The organism is Nocardioides psychrotolerans, assembly GCF_900113685.1.
Taxonomy (GTDB): Bacteria; Actinomycetota; Actinomycetes; order Propionibacteriales; family Nocardioidaceae; genus Nocardioides; species Nocardioides psychrotolerans.
Map to the genome: position 1 here is coordinate 29545 of NZ_FOQG01000010.1, position 18356 is coordinate 47900.

An 18356-nucleotide genomic window follows, 5' to 3' on the forward strand; every position below is an offset into this window, starting at 1 on the left:
GGAACCAGGCCCCGCTCGCGCATGGGTCAATCGGCTGATCTCGGCTGGTCCCCCCGGCGGCACGACGTTCTGCCGGAGGTCGTTCCTGGGGTGGTCAAACGTGTGGCCACCTGGGGGAGAGTGCTCTTGCGGACGGTGGTCGAGGTTCCCGCGGCCTCGGGATCGACCAACGAGCAGGCGTCAGACCACGGCGTACGACGTGCCCCGAGGCTCACGCATCCACACGACGTCGCCGTCGGCCGAGGCGCCCTCCGCGCTGAGCTGTCGCTTGAGGACCTTGTTGGTGGCGGTGCGGGGGAGGGTGTCGACGATCCGGACATAGCGCGGCCAGGCCTTGGGCGACAGGTCCTCCTGCTCGGCGAGGAACGCCTCGAGCCCCACGGGATCGAGGGGCGACCGCAGGTCGACCGCGGCCATGACCTGGTCACCGACGGACTCGTCGGGCACGGCGTAGACCGCGGCCTCGGAGATCGCGGGGTGACGCAGCAGGATCCGCTCGATGGGGGCGGCACCGAGGTTCTCCCCGTCGACGCGGAGCCAGTCGGCGGTGCGGCCGGCGAAGTAGACGAAGCCGTCGGCGTCGCGGTAGGCGAGGTCTCCGGACCAGTACATCCCGGCGCGCATCCGCTCGGCCTCGGCGTCGGGGTCCTTGTAGTAGCCCGAGAACGCGCCCGCGCCCTGGGTGTTGACCAGCTCACCGGTCGCCTGCTCGGCGTTGAGCAGCTCACCGCTCGCTCCGAACAGGGCGTCGACGGTCTCCTCCATCGACTCCGAGTGCAGCACCTTGACGCCGTCGAGCGGCAGGCCGAGGCTGCCGGGCGGCATCTCGGGCACGCGCTGGACGACCACGGCGTTCTCGGTGGAGGAGTAGGAGTCGACGACCAGGCAGCCGAAGCGCTTGCCGAAGGCCTCGATGTCCCGGTCGTTGGCCTCGTTGCCGAAGACGATCTGCAGCGGGTTGTCGGCGTCGTCGGGCTGCTCGGGCGTGCCCATGACGTAGGTCAGCGGCTTGCCGACGTAGTTGGCGTAGGTGGCGCCGTAGCGGCGCACGTCGGCCAGGAAGCCCGACGCGCTGAACTTCGGCGCCAGCGCGATCGTCGTGCCCGACGCGAGCGCCGGGCCCCAACCGGCCATGATCGCGTTGGAGTGGAACATCGGCATCGAGAGGTAGGCCGTGTGCGCAGGGCCGAGCCCGAACCGGTCGGACAGGAACAGTCCCGGGAACGCGATCTTGACCTGGGTCACGTTGACGGCCTTGGGATTGCCCGACGTGCCGGAGGTGAAGATCAGCATCATCAGCGTCTCCATCGTGACTTCGACGTCCGGCACCGGAGCCTCCGCGTGCGATGACAGCAGCGCCGCCCACTCCGGTGAGTCGACGCGCAGCACCGGGACGGTCACGTCCTCCAGCAGCCCGGCGTGGGACGCGTCGGTGACGACGACCTGGCAGTCCGAGCGACGCACGTCGTCGGCGAGCGCAGGGCCGCGGCGGGTGGTGTTCAGCCCGACCACGACATGGCCGCCGAGCGCGGCGCCGCCGAGCAGGAACGCGAACTCCGGGGTGTTGTCGAGCAGCACGCCGACGTGGGGCGGGGCGCCGGCCACCAGCAGCGAGGCCATCACCGCCGACCGCACGCAGGACTCCTGGACCACCTCGTCCCAGGTCCAGCAGTCGTCCCCGGACAACAGTCCGGGGTGGTTCTCCCCCCGTCGTGCCAACAGCTGGTTGCGGACCGTGATCTCGTCGCTCATCAGACCGGCTCGGAGGCGAGCACCTTCCCGATGGCCAGCGCCTGCTCGGTCGCCCCGCCGAAGAGGAACTCGAAGCGCTTGGCCGTGGTGAAGTAGCGGTGCGCCTCGCCGTCGAGGTCGATGCCGACGCCGCCGTGCACGTGCACCGTGGTGTGCGCCAGTCGGTGGCCCGCGTCGGCGGCCCAGAGCTTGGCCGTGGCGACCTCGACCTCGGCCGGCAGACCCTCGGAGAGACGCCAGGCGGCGTGCCAGAGCGTCAGACGCTGACCGAGCACGTCGATGTAGCCGTCGGCGAGACGCTGCGAGACGGCCTGGAAGGTGCCGATCGGGCGGCCGAACTGCTCACGCGTCTTCGCGTACGACGCGGTCAGGGCGAGCGCACCCTGCGTGACGCCGAGCTGCTCGGCGACCGAGCACACGGTCAGCAGCTGGCCGAGACGCTGCGCGGCCTCCCCGTTGATGGGCGCGTCCGCCGTCCCGAGCAGCTCGGCGGGGGCCGAGGTCAGGTCGACGCGGGCCACGACGTCGCCGTCGCTGGTGCGCTGCGCGACGCGCTCGACACCGGTCGTCGTGGGGTCGATGAGGAACACCCCGACGCCTTCGGGCGTGGTGGCGGTGACCAGGAGCAGGTCGGCGCTGGTCCCGGCCCGGACGATCGCCTTGGAGCCCGACAGGGTCCAGGCGTGCCCGCTCACGGTGGCGGTCAGGGTGGCGGTCACGGTCGGACGAGCGGGCAGGTGCGTGCGCTCCTCGGCGACCGCGGCTGTCAGGACGGTCACGCCCGACGCGGCCCCCGGCAGCCAGGCCGCCTGCTGCTCGGGGGTGCCGCGCTCGGCGAGCAGGAGGGCGGCGGCACCGTGCACCGCGAGGGGGACAGGGGCGACCGTGCGACCGACCTCGACGAGGACGCGGCACAGCTCGACCAGGCCCAGCCCGGCGCCGCCGTGCTGCTCGGGGACGGCGAGCGAGAGCAGGCCGGCCGAGGCCAGCTCGGCCCAGAGCGGGCGGTCGAAGCGGTCGCCGTCGGCCTCGACCTGCTTGAGCCGGTCAAGGCCGGTCTTGTCGGTGAGGATCTCGGCGGCGAGCGCCGCGGCCTCGTCCTGCTCGGGGGTGAAGGTGAAGTCCATGGTGTGGGTCCTGTCCTCGTCAGCGCTTGGCGGCGGGCAGGCCGAGGCCGACGTAGCCGATGATGTCGCGCTGGATCTCGTTGGTGCCGCCGCCGAAGGTCATGACGAGGGCGCTGCGGTGGAAGCGCTCGAGGCGTCCGGCGAGCACGGCGCCCTCGGAGGAGCCGGTGATGCCGGCGTTGGGACCCACGACCTCCATGAGGGAGCGGTAGACGTCGGTGGCGAGCTCGGAGCCGTAGATCTTGGTGGCCGACGCCTCGGCGGGGGAGAGTGGCACGCCGGCGTCGGCATCGGCCGCGAGCTTCCAGTTGATCAGCGTGAGCATCTCGATCCGGGCGTGCGCACGGCCGAGGGCGATCTGCACCCACTCGGAGTCGATGACCCGCTGGCCGTCGGGGTTCTTGGTCTGCTGCGCCCACTCGCGCACCAGCTTGAGCGACTGGGTCAGCGGCGCGGACGACGTGAGGGCCACGCGCTCGGCGTTGAGCTGGTTGGTCATCAGCGACCAGCCGCCGTTGAGGTCGCCGACGAGGTTGCCGGCAGGGACGCGGACGTCCTCGTAGTAGGTGGCGCTCGTGCCCACACCGGCCACGGTGTGGACCGGTGTGTAGGAGAAGCCCTCCGCGCCGGCCGGGACCATGATCATCGAGAGGCCCTTGTGGCGGGGGAGGTCGGCGTCGGTGCGGCAGGCCAGCCAGATCCAGTCGGCGTACTGGATCAGCGAGGTCCACATCTTCTGGCCGTTGATGACCCACTCGTCGCCCTCGCGGACGGCACGCGTCGTGAGCGAGGCGAGGTCGGTGCCCGAGGCGGGCTCTGAGTAGCCGATCGAGAAGTGCAGCTCGCCGGCGAGGATCTTGGGGAGGAAGAACTCCTTCTGCTCCTCGGTGCCGTAGCGCATGATCGTCGGCCCGACGGTGTTGAGGGTCAGGTAGGGGATCGGCACGCCGAAGTCGGCGGCCACGTCGGTGAAGATCAGCTGCTCGATCATCGAGCGGGCCTGGCCGCCGTACTCCTGGGGCCAGCCGATGCCGAGCCAGCCGTCGGTGCCGAGCTGGCGGATGACCTCCTTGTAGACCCCGGCCTCGCCGAACTCGCCGGTGGCCGAGGCCAGCCTGGCGCGTCGCTCGGGCGTCACCAGGGCTTCGAAGTACTCCTTGAGCTCTTCCTTGAGCCGGACGTGCTCGGGGTTCAGTGCGACGTGCATCGGTCTTCTCCTCGCCGGGCGGTCGGTGGCCCCATGACCACATGACCAAAACTATAACGTGTTCTTGTTTTGGTGTCAGGAGGCGCCGAGGTGCCGCTGGAGGAAGCGCACCTGGTGCTCGACGACCGCGTCGAACCATTGCTTGCCGGGCCACACGTCGAAGTGGTCGCACGGGTAGTGGCGCACCTCGGCGCGCCCCTTGAACGCCGCCTTCATGGCGGCGTGCGGGGGAGCGCTGCGGTCGAAGTCCGCGACCTGCACGAGCATCGGGCAGGTCACCTGCGCGGCGAGCTTGCCCGGGCGATGTCCGCCCAGCTCCAGCCCTACTGCGGCGTCGACCTCGTTGACCCAGGTCGGCCCCGCGATCGAGAGGTAGTCCTCGTAGAGGCCGTCCAGGGTGAGCGCGGCGAGCTCCCCGGGCCGCCCGACCACCGGCATCGTGACGGCCGCCTTGCCGCGCCCACTCGCGACCTTGCTGCGTACGCCGGCAGCGGTGGACCGCAGGATGGCGGACGGCTTGTGCGACTTGAGCGCGTGACGACCCGCGGCGATCCCGTCCACGAGTGGCGTGAGCGACACGACGGCCGCCACGTCGTCGCGACCTGCGGCGGCGGCGATGACGTGACCGCCGGCCAGCGACACGCCCCAGAGGACGATCCGTGACGGGTCGACACCGGGCAGCGCGGCGGCCGCGGTCATCGCGGCGCGGTAGTCGGCGAGCTGGTCGGCCATCGACACCCGCTGGCGTGGGGACCCCTCGCTCGCCCCGAAGCCCCGGTAGTCGAAGGCCAGCACGTCGAGCCCCGCGTCGGCGAGACGTCGCGCGAAGGGCTCCAGGCCGGAGTCCTTGGTGCCCGCCAGCCCATGGGCCATCACGACGACGGGACGCCCGGCCGGCGCCGCGAAGGCGTCGCCCTCTCCCTCGCTCTGCCCCGGGAAGTGCCAGGCGTCGCAGGCCGTGCCCTGGGAGTCGAAGCGGACGGTGGTGTGGACGCTCATGGCGTGGTCCTTCCGTAGATGGTGCGGAGCCAGATCTCGACGACCGCCGCCTGGATCTGGGGACGCGTGAGGGCGCCACCGAGGGCGAGCCGCTCGAGCATCCGGTCGTTGAGGTCGAGCAGGACGGCGGCGACGCTCGTGGCGTCGACGCCGTCGGGGGCGCGGCCCCCGGAGCGCTCGGCCACGATCATCGCCGCGACGGGGGCGACGAACGAGTGCCGGTCGCTGTCCCACAGCTCGCGGACCGCGGGGCTGGTGGCCTTCGCGTCGAGCATGGCGCGAAAGACGTGCTGGTGGCTCTCCCAGGCGTCGAAGAGGCCGTTGATGGTGGCGGCGATGTTGTCCTGCGGAGTCGCGTCGCCGGAGAGCTCGCCGGTGGCGACGAAGGCCTCGTCGTACATCTCCTCCATGAGGGCGGCGACCGCTGCCTGCTTGTTCTCGAAGTAGAAGTAGAACGCCGAGCGGGTCACCCCGGCGCGACGGGAGATCTCGGCGATGTTGATCGAGTCGAGCGTGCCCTCCTCGGGGCTGTGCTCGCGCAGGATCTCGTCGAGCGACTCCAGCAGGGCCGTGCGGCGCGCATCCCCACGCTGCGCCGTCCTCATCCGAGGACCCGGGCCCGTTCGAGACCGGCCGGGATCTCCTTGGTCCGCATGTCGTGCTCGTAGAGGAAGTAGTCGACCTGCTGGGTGTGCCGCGGTCGGTCGAGCACGTGGCCGGTGTACTTCTGCTGGTCGGCGACGATCACCCGCTCCATCTCGTCCACCGCGGGCAGCCGGTAGCGGCCGGCGGCGTAGGCCGCGAGCAGTCGCGCCTGGGACTCGACGAACGGGAAGAGCGTGGGCGTCGCCTGGGCGAAGCCCATGAACACCAGGTCGTCGATGCCGGGCTTGAACATCCGCTTGAAGAGCGGGATCGCGTTGTCGGGCGCGCTGATGAACTCGGGGTCGAAGAACGGGAAGGTGATGTTGTAGCCGGTGGCGTAGACGATGATGTCGAAGTCGCTGCTGGTGCCGTCCTCGAAGTGGACGGTCTCCCCGTCGAGGCGGGCGACGTTCCCCTTCGGCGTGATGTCGCCCGAGCCGAGGCGCAGCGGGAGCTCGACCGACTGGGTCGGGTGTGCCTCGAAGAACTTGTGGTTCGGCTTGGGCAGGCCATAGAGCTCGGGGTTGGACCCGGCCATGAACTGCATCTTCTGGAGGAACTTGCGCTGCCAGGCCAGCGGGAGGTACGGCGTGGTCACGTAGTACTTGTCGGCCGGCAGCCCGCCGGTGTACTTCGGCACGATCCAGGCGCTCGAGCGCGTCGAGAGGGTCAACTCGTTCTGCAGCGACTTGCTCGAGAGCTCGACCGCGATGTCGGCGGCTGAGTTGCCGAGCCCGACGACCAGGATCCGCTTCTTCGTGAAGTCCAGCGGGTCGCTCGGGTCGATGTAGTGGTGGGAGTGGATCGACTCGCCGGTGAACTCGCCGGGGAAGTCGGCCATCCGCGGGTCCCAGTGGTGACCGTTGGCCACGACGAGGAGATCGAAGTGCCGCGTGGCGCCGGCCTGGTCGAGGATCTCCCAGCCGACGTCGGGCAGCCGCGTCGCACTGGTCACGCCGTTGCGGAACTCGATGCGCTCCTGGAGGTCGAACGCGGCGGCGTAGGACTCGAGGTAGGCCTTGATCTGGGTGTGGTGCGGGAAGTCGGGGTAGTCGTGCGGCATCGGGAAGTCCTTGAAGGACAGCCGGTGCTTCGAGGTGTCGATGTGCAGCGACCGATAGGCGCTGCTGTGACCGTTGGGGTTGCCGAAGGCCCAGTTGCCGCCGATCCGGTCGGAGCTCTCGAAGCAGGTGTAGTCGATGCCGTAGTCGCCGAGCATCTTGTTGGAGGTGAGTCCGCTGATGCCGGCGCCGATCACGGCGGTGGTGGGTCCGGGCATGCTGCTTGCCTTTCGCAGTGGCCCTCGTCGGGGGCTTGCCACGAGGTGTGACGCACGGCACGCTAGGCCCACAATTGACACGCGTCAACTCTGAGTCAGCTACGGGGGAGGTCCGCATGGACACACAGATCGAGGACCGAGCACGGATCGCCGTCGTGATCGGCGGTGCTTCCGGGATCGGCGCGGCGATCGCGGTGGCGCTGGGCGACGACGGCTGCATCGTGGTCGTGGCGGACCTGGCCACGACGCCGGCCGTCGACATCACCGACGAGGCGTCCGTGGAGGCGTTGCTCGCGGGCGTGCTGGCCGAGCACGGACGGGTGGACGTGGTCGTCAACAGCGCCGGCGTGAGCACGTTGGGGCTGCTCACCGAGCTGGACGCAGCGGAGTTCCGTCGCGTGATCGACGTCAACCTGACCGGCGCCTTCCTGGTGCTCAAGCACGCGGGGCGCGTGGTCGCCGACGGGGGAGCGGTGATCTCGCTGACCTCGCTCAACGCCCGCCAGCCCGGCACCGGGATGGGTGCCTACTGTGCCGCGAAGGCCGGGCTCGCCATGTTGACCGAGGTCGCAGCCCTCGAGCTCGGCGCCCGCGGCGTGCGGGTCAACGCGATCTCGCCGGGGCTGGTGATCACGCCGCTGACCGCGCCGGCCATGGACATCGCCGGCATCGAGGACGACTACCTCGAGAACACGCCCCTGGGGCGTGCCGGCCTGCCCGAGGAGGTCGCCGAGGCGGCCGTCTACCTGGCCAAGGCCCGGTGGCTGACCGGCGAGGTGCTCGACCTCAACGGGGGAGCTCACCTGCGGCGCTACCCCGACATCCACGGGCACGTCATGAGGGCCTTCGGATGAGCGGGCTCGACTTCGCCGGCAGGCAGGCGATCGTCACCGGTGGCGGCTCCGGGATCGGCGCCGCGCTGTGCCAGGCGCTCGTCGCGGCCGGTGCCCACGTCGTCGTCGCCGACCTCGACGGCGCCGCCGCACGTCGTACGACGCAGCGCGTCGTGGGCCCCGGCAGTGCCCGCGCCGTCGTGCTCGACGTGACCGACGCGGCGGCCGTGCAGGCGGTCGTCGACGATGTCGTGGCCCGGGCCGGACGCCTCGACCTGATGTTCAACAACGCCGGGATCTCGCTGGGCGGCGAGACCGAGGAGCTGACCCTCGAGCACTGGAGCTCGATCATCGACGTCAACATTCGCGGGGTCGTCCACGGGGTGGCAGCGGCCTACCCCCTGATGGTGCGCCAGGGCGTCGGCGGTGCGTGGGGCGGGCACATCGTCAACACCGCCTCGATGGGCGGGCTCATGGCTGCGGGCCTGCTCACCAGCTATGTCATGACCAAGCACGCGGTGGTCGGGCTCTCGCTGGCGTTGCGCTCCGAGGGAGCCGCCAAGGGGGTCGGCGTGACGGTGGTCTGCCCGTCGGCGGTCGACACCCCGATCCTCGACAAGGGGGCCGTGGGTCGATTCCACGGGCGCGACTACTTCCTCAAGGGCCAGGGGGTCCGGCATCCGCACGACCCGGCCCGCCTGGCCGACGAGGTGCTCGCGGCAGTGGCCAAGGGGCGCGGGATCCTGGTGGCGCCGCGCACGGCACGGATCACGTGGCTGGTCGGACGGCTCGCGCCACGGCTGACCCAACGGATGTCGATCGGCTTCGTGGCCAAGCAGCGCGCGATGCAGGCCGCCCGCGCCGAGGAGGCAGGCAGGCTGGCCTCCGGCCCGCAAAAACTATAACCTGTTCTTGTTTTGCAGCAGCGGACGCAGCAGACCACAGGAGAGGCACACCATGAGTGACACCCGGTTCCTCGACCAGGGCGCACCGCCCGAGCGCTTCGCGCGCGGCTGGCACTGCCTGGGCCTGGCCAAGGACTTCGCCGACGGCAAGCCGCACGGCATCGACGGCTTCGGCGGCAAGCTCGTGGTCTGGCAGGACACGCAGGGCAACCTCAACGTGCTCGACGGCTACTGCCGCCACATGGGGGGCGACCTGACCCAGGGCGCGGTCAAGGGCGACGAGATCGCCTGCCCGTTCCACGACTGGCGCTGGGGCGGCGACGGCAAGTGCAAGGCCATCCCCTACGCCCGGCGAGTGCCGCTGCGTGCCCGCACCCAGAAGTACCCCGCGGTCGTGCGCAACGGCCAGCTCATGGTCTGGCACGACGTCGAGGGCTCCGAGGCCGACCACGACGTCCTGCCGCCGGAGCTGGCCGGAGTCGGCACGGAGGCCTACACCGACTGGACCTGGGAGGTCCTCGACGTCCCGTCCGCGCACTGTCGCGAGATCATCGACAACGTGGTCGACATGGCGCACTTCTTCTACATCCACTTCGCCTTCCCGACGAACTTCCGCAACGTCTTCGAGGGCCACGTTGCCACCCAGTTCATGGAGTCGACCGGACGCCCCGACATGGACGGCGCGGGCTACGGCGACGAGGGGCTGGTGCTGAAGTCGGAGGCCAGCTACTTCGGGCCGTCGTACATGATCAACTGGCTCCACGTGGACTACAAGGGCTTCGAGACCGAGGTCATCCTGATCAACTGCCACGTGCCGACGGGGCCCAACTCCTTCAAGCTGCAGTACGCCCTGTGCGTGAAGAAGCCCGAGGGCGTCGACGACGCCACGGCCGATTACATCGGCAAGCGCTACTCCGAGACCTTCAAGGAAGGTTTCGAGCAGGACGTTCACATCTGGCTCAACAAGGCGCCCGTGCAGAACCCGCTGCTCTGCGAGGAGGACGGGCCGGTCTACCAGCTCCGTCGGTGGTACGAGCAGTTCTACGTGGACAAGGCCGACGTGACGCCGGAGATGACCGACCGCTTCGAGTTCGAGGTCGACACGACCAAGGCCAACGAGTACTGGCGCGAGGAGGTCGCGCGGAACCTCGCGAAGAAGGCCGAGGAAGACGCGGCGACCCCCGAGACCGCCGACGCCTGATGGCGAGCTTCATCCCCTCCAGCGCCGACACGTTGGAGGACATGCTTCTCTACACCCAGGCACGGCTGACCCAGGTCGCCTGCCTGGACTGCCTGGCCAGCGTCGGGGTCAAGAAGAACAGCGAGCACCACACCTCGATCCAGTGGAACGCCGCGGCGCTGGAGGCGTGCCCGGAGTTCGCCAGGTGGGACGCCTCACCGCTGGGGCGCGAGATCCACCAGGGTTGTGCCCGCCTGGTCGCCAGCATCGATGCCGCGGTGCGCGAGGGCCACATCGACATCGGCGCTGAGGACGGTTACTGAACCACCCATGGACACCGCATCCTTCGAGCTCACGGTCAGCGAGGTCGTCGAGGAGACGGCCGACGCGCACTCGATCACCTTCACGGTGCCCGAGGACCACGCCGAGCTCTTCGACTTCAAGCCGGGCCAGTTCCTGACCGTCGCCGTCCCCAGCGACCAGACCGGCGTGGCCGCACGCTGCTACTCGCTCTCCAGCAGCCCACTGACCCGGGCCGGGGGCCTCACCATCACCGTTAAGCGCACGGCCGAGGGTTACGCGTCCAACTGGATCTGCGACCACCTGCGCCAGGGCGACACCATGCGGGTGCTGCCGCCGAGCGGCATCTTCACGCCGGCCTCCCTCGACGCCGACCTGCTGCTCCTGGCCGGCGGGAGCGGCATCACGCCGATCCTCTCGATCACCCGCACGGCGCTGGCCCAGGGGAGTGGCCGCGTCGTGGTCTTCTACGCCAACCGCGACGAGCGCTCGGTCATCTTCTCAGCCGTGCTCACCCGGCTCGCCACCGAGCATCCCGACCGACTCCAGGTCGTCCACTGGCTCGAGTCGGTCCAGGGCCTGCCCACGGGTGAGCAGATGAAGGCATTCGTGGCGCGCTACCCGGCCCACGACGCGTTCGTCTGCGGGCCGGCTCCCTTCATGAAGATGACCACGACGGCACTCAAGGAGCTGGCGGTGCCGCGCGAGCGTCGTCACCAGGAGAAGTTCGTCTCGCTCGGGGGCAACCCTTTCGGCGACCTGCACGACGTGGAGGTCGCCGAGTCCGAGATCGCGGCTGCGGAGTCCGACGAGCAGGACGCGGCCGCCGACGCGGCGGCCGCCGCGCGGGCGCCGGTGCGGCTCGAGGTGGAGCTCGACGGCGAGCAGCACTGCTTCGATGACTGGGACCCGGGCACGAAGATGCTGGACCACCTCGAGGCCAAGGGCGTCAGGGCGCCGTTCTCCTGCCGCGAAGGGGAGTGCTCGGCCTGCGCCGTGCGCCTGCTGGAGGGCGAGGTCACGCTGCTCCACAACGACGTTCTCGACGCCGAGGACCTCGCCGAGGGCATCCGTCTGGCGTGCCAGGCGGTGCCGGTGACCGACTCCGTCAAGGTCACCTACAGCTAGAGCCTCTGGTCAGAGGCTCCCGTGGTGTCGTCTCTGGCTCGTCACGCTGGCTCGGCGGCGCTCGCGAGCAGGTCGTGCAGTCGCCGAAGCCCGTCGCGGATGCGCGTCTTGGCCGTGCCCAGCGGGATCTGAAGGAGCCGCGAGACCTCCGTGTGGGTGAGCCCGCCGAAGTAGGCCAGCTCGATGGCACGCCGCTGCCCGGGCGACAGCGTGGCCAGGGCCGCGTGTACCCGCTGGCCCTCCAGCGACGTGTGGACGGCCGCCGCCGTCTCGTCGTACGCCGTCCGGACGTCGAGCCCCACGTCGGCGGTGTCGCGACGACGCGACGACTCGCTGGCGCGCACCCGGTCCACGGCCCGCCGGTGCGCCAGGGTCATCAGCCAGGTCATGGCCGAGCCGCGGGAGGGGTCGAACTGCGCGGCTGACTGCCACACCTGGAGGAAGATCTCCTGCGTGACCTCCTCGGCCTGGTGCTGGTCGCGGAGGATCCGCACCGCGAGACCGTGCACCCGTGGTGCCGTCTCGTCGTAGAGGGCCGCGAAGGCATCCGACTCACCCTGGCCGGTGGCGACCAGGAGCGCGGTTGGGCCTGCGGTGACGGTGGTCTCGGTGCGTCGGGGCATCGGGCCGTCCTTCGGTCGTCGTGCGGTCGAGGCCCCACGAGTCAGCGTGTGTGGACAAGTGACTTGCCCACAAGATAGCGCACCGCGTGGCAGAATGGGGGCGTGCCAGTTTCGGACACCCCACCCATCGCGGACCAGCTCTGCTTCGACCTCTATGCAGCCTCGCGGGCCATGACCAACGCCTACCGGCCGGTCCTGCACGAGCTTGGTCTGACCTACCCGCAATATCTGGTGATGCTGGTGCTCTGGGAGCGCGGCAGCTGCACCGTCCGGGAGCTGGTCGACGAGCTGATGCTCGACCACGGCACCTTGACGCCCCTCCTGCGCCGGATGGAGAGCCACGACCTGGTGGTGCGTCGTCGTGCGGCGAAGGATGAGCGCTTCGTCGAGGTCTCATTGACGGCGACGGGGGACGCGCTCCGGGTGCACGCCACGCGCATCCACTGCGACATGAAGGACGCGTTGGGGCTCGGGGAGGCCGACTTCGAGGCGCTCCAGACGACCCTGCGACTGCTCACGGCGAGGGTCGCCCCCGGGGCCTGAGGCAACTACACCGCTGTAGTTCGGCCGGAATGGTTGTGTGACTGGTGTGACTGGTGTGAACTGACGCCGCTCCCCGTCACCCATCTGAAGGAGAACCACCGTGGCTTCCCCCACGGCTTCCCGCCTCCTGTCCTCGCTCCTGGGTCTCCTGCTGCCCAGCGCGCTGGCCGTGACGCTGCTCGCCGCACCCTCCGCGCCGCCTCCGGTGCCGGCTCCGGCTCCGGTCACGCCCGTGACCCCCGCCACCGACCTCCGCCCGGCCGCCCAGGCGCTGGCCTCGCCGACGTACAAGACCTTCACGATCAACATCAAGCACGACCTCAACAAGACCAAGGCGCTCGCGGACATGAAGCGAGCGCTGACCCTGGGTGACGCCGGTGGCATGCAGGAGATGTCGGACGCCGAGGACCGCGAGTCGCTGATCGCCCTGTGCAAGGCGCAGGACTGGGGCTGGTACATGCCCAACGAGGGCGGTGTCGCGATCCCGATCGTCTGGAACCGCGACCGCTTCCGGTTGATCGACGGTCACACCGTCAAGGTGCACGGTCCGCAGAACGGCGTGACGCCGAGCCGCTACATCAACGTCGTGCGCCTGCGGGAGGTCGCGACAGGCAAGGTGTTCGGCTACATCAACACCCACGTCATCTCGGGTGCCTCGCGCGACGCCCAGCTGTCCAACATGGAGCGCATCCCGCGCCTGCGCCTGCACCTCAAGCTGCTCCGCCTGGAGATCCAGGGATGCTTCTATGTGCTGTCAAGCGGCCGAAGCAGGTCGGTCGGGAGCAGCCGCGGCGTTGAGGGTCCGGTAGATCTGGCGGGTGGTGTAGCGCTTGAGACAGCGTCGGATCTCTCGGCCGGTTTTGCCCTCCGCGGTGCGCCGGGCGACGTAGTCGCGGGTGGCTGGGTCGGTGCGCATGCGAGTGAGCACGACGGTGTTCAGGGCCCAGTTCAGGCGCCGGTCGCCGCCGCGGTTGAGCCGGTGGCGCACGGTGTTGCCTGAGGACGCTGGGATGGGGCAGGTGCCGGCGATCTGGGCCAGGGCAGCCTCGCTGCGCACCCGACCTGGGTGGGACCACACGCACAGCACGACAGCTGCGGTGACGGCACCGACCCCCGGCATCGCCAACAGCTCGGGTGCACGCTTGGCCACGATCGCGGTGAGCTGGTCACGGTTGCTCTTCAGCTCCGCATCGAGCTGGACGATACGGCCTGCCAGCCGGACCGCCTGGGCGCGCGCGGTCGCCAGGCCCACCGGTTCGCTGCGTCGACGCCAGCTGGCGATCTGGCGGATCTGGGTGCTGGCCAACGCGCGGCGTGCGTCGATGCCAAGGTCGTGAGCGCGCACCAAGGCGGTGAGGGCGTTGATGGCGCGCAGGCGCTCGGCGTTGAGCTGCTCGCGCGCTGTGGTGAGGACCTGGAGGGCGACCTGATCTTGACCGCCACGGCGGTCCCGCAGACGAGCGACCGGCATGGTCAGGGTGTTGCGGGCAGCGGTGACTGCGTCCATGGCGTCGGTCTTCCCGCGGCCCCGCTCGCGGCGTGGTGTCGGTGCCTCGACCACCCTGTAGCCGACCTCGGCGAGGTTCTCGGCGAGCACCGCACCGTAGGAGCCGGTGCCTTCCGCAGCGACCAAGACACCGTCGAGGTCGCCGTCGGTACGCCGCGCGATCCAGTCGCGTGCCCGGCCGAGACCGGCGGCCGTCGTTGGGAACGCCTGTTCATCGACCACCGCTCCAGCCGCATCGAGGACGGCGTAGCTGTGGGTCGCGGCGTGGGTGTCGACCCCGACCACGAACCGATAGGACTGCGCGACCGTCACCGGGGTGATCGTGGCGCTGTTGTTTGTCACACTGGGCACTGCGATGTCTCCTTCACTTCAACCGGGGGATGGCGTCGTTGCCGACGTCGGCCCGGGAGTGAAGTCACTACGAGGCAGGCCTGTAACGGGTCACAGCCAGAGTCGTTTCAGCGGCACTGGTTGGACATGCTTCTCATCAAGCCATCGTGGTGGGGCCAGGGTCGACGCCGGCCCCCGGACCTGACGGACAGATCCCAGGCAAGACACCCCGAAGAGGTCAGGCGCTTCACGAGTCACGCCCGATCCGGAGGACCACCGTCAACCCTGCCAGCCAGCCCCAGGCCAGCCACCACGAACACTTACAGGCTCTTCAAGCACACCGAGCACGTGTTCATCAGTGGTGACCTCAACGTCAACTACCTGGCCGACCGGCGTCGACAGAACCCGGGGCTGCCCACGGATCGCCTCGGTGACCTGGTCAACTTCGACATGCCGCTCACCGGCTCGTTCAACCCCACGTCGCTGCTCGACTACGGCATGTCGGTGAAGCGCAACGGCGGCCTGGTCAAGACCGACGCCAGCATCGTCAAGGGCTTCAACTCCGACCACTGGGCGATCCAGTTCACCTACCGTGCGATCGACCTCTTCGAGACGGGTCCCCTGTTCAACGCCCCCGCCGGCGATCTCCACGACCGCCGCCGGACGCTGGATCGCACCGTGCGCGCCGTCCAGGACGCCGAGAGCGGTGACCTGGTGCGCATGGCGACCAGCCGCCTCGACGACCCGGACCTGCTGGGCGCACTGACGTCGGCGTACGCCGAGGGCGCCGCCGTGCAGGTGGTCGTCGGGGCCGGCACGCCGACCGCCGCGGAGCAGCAGCTCGAGAGCGCTCTGGGCATCGACCAGACACAGCCGTCGTGGCTGCGTCGCTGTGTCGGCAGCTGCCTGGGTGGCGCGGGCCGCCAGGAGGCCAACGTCGTCCTGGTCAGCCGCGCGGGCGGGACCACGGAGCTGACCATGATCTCCTCGGCCCCCTTCGAGGCCGGCAGCACCAGCCGCTCCACCGACGTCTTCCGTTCCTCCTCGGCCGCGGTCTACGCGACCTACGGCGAGGTCTTCTCGCGGATGTCGCTCGACGCGACCGACACCGCCAAGGTGCGCACGGTCGCGATGGGCTCCGGCTACACAGCCCAGCTCTACCCGGTCCCTGCCCTGCCGTTCCGGGACCCGGTCCTCAAGGCCCTCAAGCCTGTCGGGTGCACCAACGCACGAGGCCTGCGCACCGACGACGGACGGACCAACATCCGGGTGGCCGTGCAGGCCTGGTCGGGCGAGCGTGGCCAGCGCGTGGCCACCCGGCTGGCGGCGCTGAAGCGCCAGGGGTGCGACGTCGTGGTCGTCGCTGGCCCCCACGTCCGTCAGGGCATCCGCTCGGTGCTCGCCGACGGGGGAGTCGGTGTCCGCACCTCCGCCGTGGGCCAGAACCTCCTCGTCGTGGACGGCCGATACGCCGGCAAGGCACGCGCCCACCTCGCCTTCACCGCCGGTCCCGGATGGACCGACCTGGGCGTGGGGAGCGACGGCGTCACGTTGGTGGCGTCCTACGCCAACGCGGTCAGCGCCTACCTCGACGGGTGGTCGCGCGCCTGGCAGCGCGGCGCATGAGAGGTCTCTTATCCCCACCATTCGGCCACAAGATCCACAAAACGGTAACAATCTGGGGCCGTGAATGCTGGTCTAGCGCAGAAAAGCAACTTTTTGGTAACGCGTGACTAATGCCCCACGGGGCAGGTTCACTGGGTCAGGACAGCAGTTCCGAGGTCGTGATCGTCCCCCCCAACTGGGCAACCCGCCCAGGCAGACGATCACATCGCGGGAGGAGGGGTCATGACCATCATCATCACCATCACGTGCCTCGCGGCGCTCACGGTCGGCATCGTCTGGGCCGCATCGGCGCCCGCGTCGAGGCGCAGCCGGTCCCGCGACCTCGGCCGCCGCATGCGGCACGTGTCACGTCATCCCCAGCAGGTCAACTCCGGCGACATCGGGCGTCTCCTCGTCGCCGAGGGAGTGTCCTCCTCCGAGGCCCGCCTGGTCATCGACAAGGCAACGGCCCGTGGCATCAAGCCGTTCACGATGCTGATGTGGATCCAGCAGTACGACGCCGGCACGCTGTCGGTCGTCGTCGCCGCCGATCTCGACCACCAGGACCTCCTCGTACACCTCGCGAACGGCACCGTCCCCGACCTCCGCGAGCTGGCGCTGTTCGCCTCGCTCAACGGCCTGCCGATCGCGGCCCAGGCCATGCGCACCCCGGTCGGTGTCACCGTCGTCCGTGCTCCCTCCGTCACGCTGACCGGCCGTCCTCCGTCAACCGCGACCGCGCCCTTGCCGGCGATCTTCGAGCCCGGCGCCTGGCCGAAGTTCGAGGACCTTATCGGTCAGGAGCTGCTCGCCGGGGACGTGCTCCCCGAGGACCTGATGGCCTGGGAGGTGACCGGTGCCGAGGTGATCGCGCCGCGCGACTGGCACATGGCCGAGCTCGACGACGACGACCTCGCCGCCTGACCTACCAGCCGCGCTCGCGCCACTGCGCGACGTGAGGTCGCTCGGTGCCGAGCAGCGAGTCGCCCCCGTGGCCGGGGTAGAACCAGGTGTCGTCGGGGAGCGTGGCGAAGACCTTCGTCTCCACCTCGCCGACCAGCTGCACGAAGGCGTCGGCGTCGCCGAAGGTGTTGCCGACGCCACCCGGGAAGAGCGAGTCGCCGGTGAAGAGGTGCGGGTGGCCCTCGGGGTCACGGTAGACCAGCGCGATCGACCCGGGCGTATGCCCGGCGATCGCGATCACCTCGAGGGTGCAGGCGCCCACGGCCACGGTGTCTCCGTCGCCCACGGTGCGCGTGACCGGCACACCGGTCTGCTCCGTGATCGCGACCGCGTCGGGGGCGCCGGCCACGACCTCGGCGCCCGTCGCCGCCACGACCGCGTCCAGCGCGCGGTGGTGGTCCCAGTGCTGGTGGGTGGTCACGACCGTGGTCAGCCCGGCGTCCCCGATGAGGGGCAGGAGGGTGTCCGGCTCGGCGGCCGCGTCGATGAGCACCTGCTCGCCGTTGGCGCGGCAGCGCAGCACGTAGCAGTTGTTGGACGTCTGCTCGTCGACGGCCACCTTCGTGATCGTCAGGTGGGCCAGCTCGCGCACCTGCGCACCACCGCCGACCGTCACGTCTCCGGTGTAGCTCGAGTCCTTCACCAGGCCTCCATCCTCGGCAGTGTGCCGTCGCTGCTCGTCAGTCCTCGTCCGTTGCCGCGTCCGGTCAGCCACCACCCCAGGTCGGCGGCAGTGCCCGAGACGACGCGGCCGGCGCTGCTGGGACCACCCTGCCAGGTGACGCCGATCTCCGTCGGTGCGACGGCGAACGACCCGTCCTCAGCGGGTCGGTCCACCAACGACGCCACCAGGAACATCGCGACGTCGAGCGGCCAGTCGGTGGGGGTGTAGTCCGCTGCCAGGTCGGCGTGGTGGATCTCCACCTCGCGCAGCCGCATGCCCGTCACGGTGTGGGCAGGAAACGTCCGGTCGCTGCCGCGGGTGCGCTCGACCATGACGTGGAGCCGGTCGTCGGGGACCAGGCCGATCGCGTCGACCAGCCCGGTGGTCGAGCCCATCAGGCGAGCGCGCAGCTCTGCCGGATCAGCAGCCGCCAGCTCGTCGATGTCGGCGTCCCGCCGCTCCTGCGACTCATACATCGGGGGAACGTCGCCCTGGGCGATCCCGAGCAGCACGGCCGTGAGCGCCTCGGCGTTGAGGGCGAGGTGGGCGACCACGTGCCCCCGTGTCCATCCGGGCAGGCCGGAGGGCTCGGCGTACGCCCCGACGGGGAGGCTGTCGACCGTCCGGACGAGGCGGTGGTCGGCCGCGGTGAGCAGCTCGAGCAGCGCGGGACCTTTCAAGTCGTCCATGCCCCCATCCTCACCCACGCAGACCCGGGTGGGTGTGACGCAGTGGTCACGCCCGTGAAATCGTGGTGGTTGGGGCC

General features: G+C 70.1%; 18 protein-coding genes. 8 read left to right on the top strand and 10 right to left on the bottom strand.

From position 1 onward, the window contains the following. Positions 1 to 180 precede the first annotated feature (180 nt). From BM204_RS13030 to BM204_RS13055, 6 genes are all read right to left on the bottom strand, one after another. Positions 181 to 1752 (bottom strand): long-chain-fatty-acid--CoA ligase, encoded by a 1572-nt coding sequence (locus tag BM204_RS13030; RefSeq protein ID WP_091114043.1) that lies wholly within the window; start codon positions 1750 to 1752, stop codon positions 181 to 183. Continuing rightward, positions 1752 to 2879: an acyl-CoA dehydrogenase family protein gene (locus tag BM204_RS13035; protein ID WP_091114045.1), complete on the bottom strand. Its 1128-nt coding sequence runs from the start codon at positions 2877 to 2879 to the stop codon at positions 1752 to 1754. Before BM204_RS13035 ends, BM204_RS13030 begins: the two co-directional genes overlap by 1 nt. Positions 2880 to 2898: 19 nt before the next feature. Then, complete coding sequence (locus tag BM204_RS13040) at positions 2899 to 4086, bottom strand: acyl-CoA dehydrogenase family protein (RefSeq protein WP_091114047.1); 1188 nt, start codon at positions 4084 to 4086, stop codon at positions 2899 to 2901. A 75-nt stretch (positions 4087 to 4161) separates the two neighbouring features. Further along, positions 4162 to 5085: an alpha/beta hydrolase gene (locus BM204_RS13045; protein ID WP_091114049.1), complete on the bottom strand. Its 924-nt coding sequence runs from the start codon at positions 5083 to 5085 to the stop codon at positions 4162 to 4164. Beyond that, positions 5082 to 5690, bottom strand: a complete 609-nt coding sequence (locus tag BM204_RS13050) for a TetR/AcrR family transcriptional regulator (RefSeq protein WP_091114051.1) — start codon at positions 5688 to 5690, stop codon at positions 5082 to 5084. Before BM204_RS13050 ends, BM204_RS13045 begins: the two co-directional genes overlap by 4 nt. After that, positions 5687 to 7009, bottom strand: coding sequence for a flavin-containing monooxygenase (locus BM204_RS13055; protein ID WP_091114053.1), 1323 nt, complete (start codon positions 7007 to 7009; stop codon positions 5687 to 5689). Before BM204_RS13055 ends, BM204_RS13050 begins: the two co-directional genes overlap by 4 nt. A 116-nt stretch (positions 7010 to 7125) precedes the next feature. Here BM204_RS13055 and BM204_RS13060 point away from each other — a divergent pair, with 116 nt between their 5' ends. Genes BM204_RS13060 through BM204_RS13080 form a run of 5 tightly spaced genes read left to right on the top strand, consistent with a single transcriptional unit; the run spans position 7126 to position 11355 of the window. After that, positions 7126 to 7863 (top strand): SDR family NAD(P)-dependent oxidoreductase, encoded by a 738-nt coding sequence (locus BM204_RS13060; RefSeq protein WP_091114055.1) that lies wholly within the window; start codon positions 7126 to 7128, stop codon positions 7861 to 7863. Beyond that, on the top strand, positions 7860 to 8747 hold the full coding sequence (locus BM204_RS13065) for an SDR family NAD(P)-dependent oxidoreductase (protein WP_091114056.1): 888 nt from the start codon (positions 7860 to 7862) through the stop codon (positions 8745 to 8747). The genes BM204_RS13060 and BM204_RS13065 overlap by 4 nt, the downstream gene beginning before the upstream one ends. Before the next feature lie 52 nt (positions 8748 to 8799). Continuing rightward, positions 8800 to 9948: a 3-ketosteroid-9-alpha-monooxygenase, oxygenase component gene (locus tag BM204_RS13070; protein WP_091114059.1), complete on the top strand. Its 1149-nt coding sequence runs from the start codon at positions 8800 to 8802 to the stop codon at positions 9946 to 9948. Further along, positions 9948 to 10250: a hypothetical protein gene (locus tag BM204_RS13075; protein WP_091114061.1), complete on the top strand. Its 303-nt coding sequence runs from the start codon at positions 9948 to 9950 to the stop codon at positions 10248 to 10250. The genes BM204_RS13070 and BM204_RS13075 overlap by 1 nt, the downstream gene beginning before the upstream one ends. 7 nt (positions 10251 to 10257) lie before the next feature. Next, positions 10258 to 11355: a 2Fe-2S iron-sulfur cluster-binding protein gene (locus BM204_RS13080; protein ID WP_091114063.1), complete on the top strand. Its 1098-nt coding sequence runs from the start codon at positions 10258 to 10260 to the stop codon at positions 11353 to 11355. 41 nt (positions 11356 to 11396) lie between these two features. Here BM204_RS13080 and sigK read toward each other — a convergent pair whose 3' ends face one another. After that, the gene (gene sigK / locus BM204_RS13085) at positions 11397 to 11978 is read right to left on the bottom strand and encodes an ECF RNA polymerase sigma factor SigK (protein WP_091114065.1); all 582 of its coding nucleotides are present in this window, start codon (positions 11976 to 11978) and stop codon (positions 11397 to 11399) included. Positions 11979 to 12080: 102 nt separating this feature from the next. Here sigK and BM204_RS23450 point away from each other — a divergent pair, with 102 nt between their 5' ends. Then, positions 12081 to 12521, top strand: a complete 441-nt coding sequence (locus tag BM204_RS23450; protein ID WP_281290193.1) for a MarR family winged helix-turn-helix transcriptional regulator — start codon at positions 12081 to 12083, stop codon at positions 12519 to 12521. Between the two features lie 754 nt (positions 12522 to 13275). Here the strand turns inward: BM204_RS23450 and BM204_RS13095 are convergent. Continuing rightward, positions 13276 to 14349 carry an IS110 family RNA-guided transposase gene (locus BM204_RS13095; RefSeq protein ID WP_091114314.1) on the bottom strand — a complete coding sequence of 358 codons (1074 nt, stop codon included), beginning with the start codon at positions 14347 to 14349 and terminating at the stop codon, positions 13276 to 13278. 357 nt (positions 14350 to 14706) lie between these two features. Between BM204_RS13095 and BM204_RS13100 the strand changes: the two genes are divergently transcribed. Continuing rightward, a complete protein-coding gene (locus BM204_RS13100) occupies positions 14707 to 15984 on the top strand; it encodes a phospholipase D-like domain-containing protein (protein WP_091114070.1) in 1278 nt (425 codons plus the stop codon). Positions 15985 to 16206: 222 nt separating this feature from the next. Continuing rightward, positions 16207 to 16887, top strand: a complete 681-nt coding sequence (locus tag BM204_RS13105) for a hypothetical protein (RefSeq protein ID WP_091114072.1) — start codon at positions 16207 to 16209, stop codon at positions 16885 to 16887. A gap of 1 nt (position 16888) precedes the next feature. On the opposite strand, the gene BM204_RS13110 is transcribed toward BM204_RS13105, so the two are convergent. After that, positions 16889 to 17569 carry an MBL fold metallo-hydrolase gene (locus BM204_RS13110; RefSeq protein WP_246166231.1) on the bottom strand — a complete coding sequence of 227 codons (681 nt, stop codon included), beginning with the start codon at positions 17567 to 17569 and terminating at the stop codon, positions 16889 to 16891. Then, positions 17566 to 18279, bottom strand: a complete 714-nt coding sequence (locus tag BM204_RS13115) for a maleylpyruvate isomerase family mycothiol-dependent enzyme (protein WP_091114075.1) — start codon at positions 18277 to 18279, stop codon at positions 17566 to 17568. The genes BM204_RS13110 and BM204_RS13115 overlap by 4 nt, the downstream gene beginning before the upstream one ends. Between the last annotated feature and the right edge of the window lie 77 nt (positions 18280 to 18356).

What these genes read in the sequence shown, in the direction of transcription:
- BM204_RS13030 (WP_091114043.1), bottom strand. Translation starts at nt 1,752, where the DNA reads ATGAGCGACGAGATCACGGTCCGCAACCAGCTGTTGGCACGACGGGGG.
- BM204_RS13035 (WP_091114045.1), bottom strand. Translation starts at nt 2,879, where the DNA reads ATGGACTTCACCTTCACCCCCGAGCAGGACGAGGCCGCGGCGCTCGCC.
- BM204_RS13040 (WP_091114047.1), bottom strand. Translation starts at nt 4,086, where the DNA reads ATGCACGTCGCACTGAACCCCGAGCACGTCCGGCTCAAGGAAGAGCTC.
- BM204_RS13045 (WP_091114049.1), bottom strand. Translation starts at nt 5,085, where the DNA reads ATGAGCGTCCACACCACCGTCCGCTTCGACTCCCAGGGCACGGCCTGC.
- BM204_RS13050 (WP_091114051.1), bottom strand. Translation starts at nt 5,690, where the DNA reads ATGAGGACGGCGCAGCGTGGGGATGCGCGCCGCACGGCCCTGCTGGAG.
- BM204_RS13055 (WP_091114053.1), bottom strand. Translation starts at nt 7,009, where the DNA reads ATGCCCGGACCCACCACCGCCGTGATCGGCGCCGGCATCAGCGGACTC.
- BM204_RS13060 (WP_091114055.1), top strand. Translation starts at nt 7,126, where the DNA reads ATGGACACACAGATCGAGGACCGAGCACGGATCGCCGTCGTGATCGGC.
- BM204_RS13065 (WP_091114056.1), top strand. Translation starts at nt 7,860, where the DNA reads ATGAGCGGGCTCGACTTCGCCGGCAGGCAGGCGATCGTCACCGGTGGC.
- BM204_RS13070 (WP_091114059.1), top strand. Translation starts at nt 8,800, where the DNA reads ATGAGTGACACCCGGTTCCTCGACCAGGGCGCACCGCCCGAGCGCTTC.
- BM204_RS13075 (WP_091114061.1), top strand. Translation starts at nt 9,948, where the DNA reads ATGGCGAGCTTCATCCCCTCCAGCGCCGACACGTTGGAGGACATGCTT.
- BM204_RS13080 (WP_091114063.1), top strand. Translation starts at nt 10,258, where the DNA reads ATGGACACCGCATCCTTCGAGCTCACGGTCAGCGAGGTCGTCGAGGAG.
- sigK (WP_091114065.1), bottom strand. Translation starts at nt 11,978, where the DNA reads ATGCCCCGACGCACCGAGACCACCGTCACCGCAGGCCCAACCGCGCTC.
- BM204_RS13105 (WP_091114072.1), top strand. Translation starts at nt 16,207, where the DNA reads ATGACCATCATCATCACCATCACGTGCCTCGCGGCGCTCACGGTCGGC.
- BM204_RS13115 (WP_091114075.1), bottom strand. Translation starts at nt 18,279, where the DNA reads ATGGACGACTTGAAAGGTCCCGCGCTGCTCGAGCTGCTCACCGCGGCC.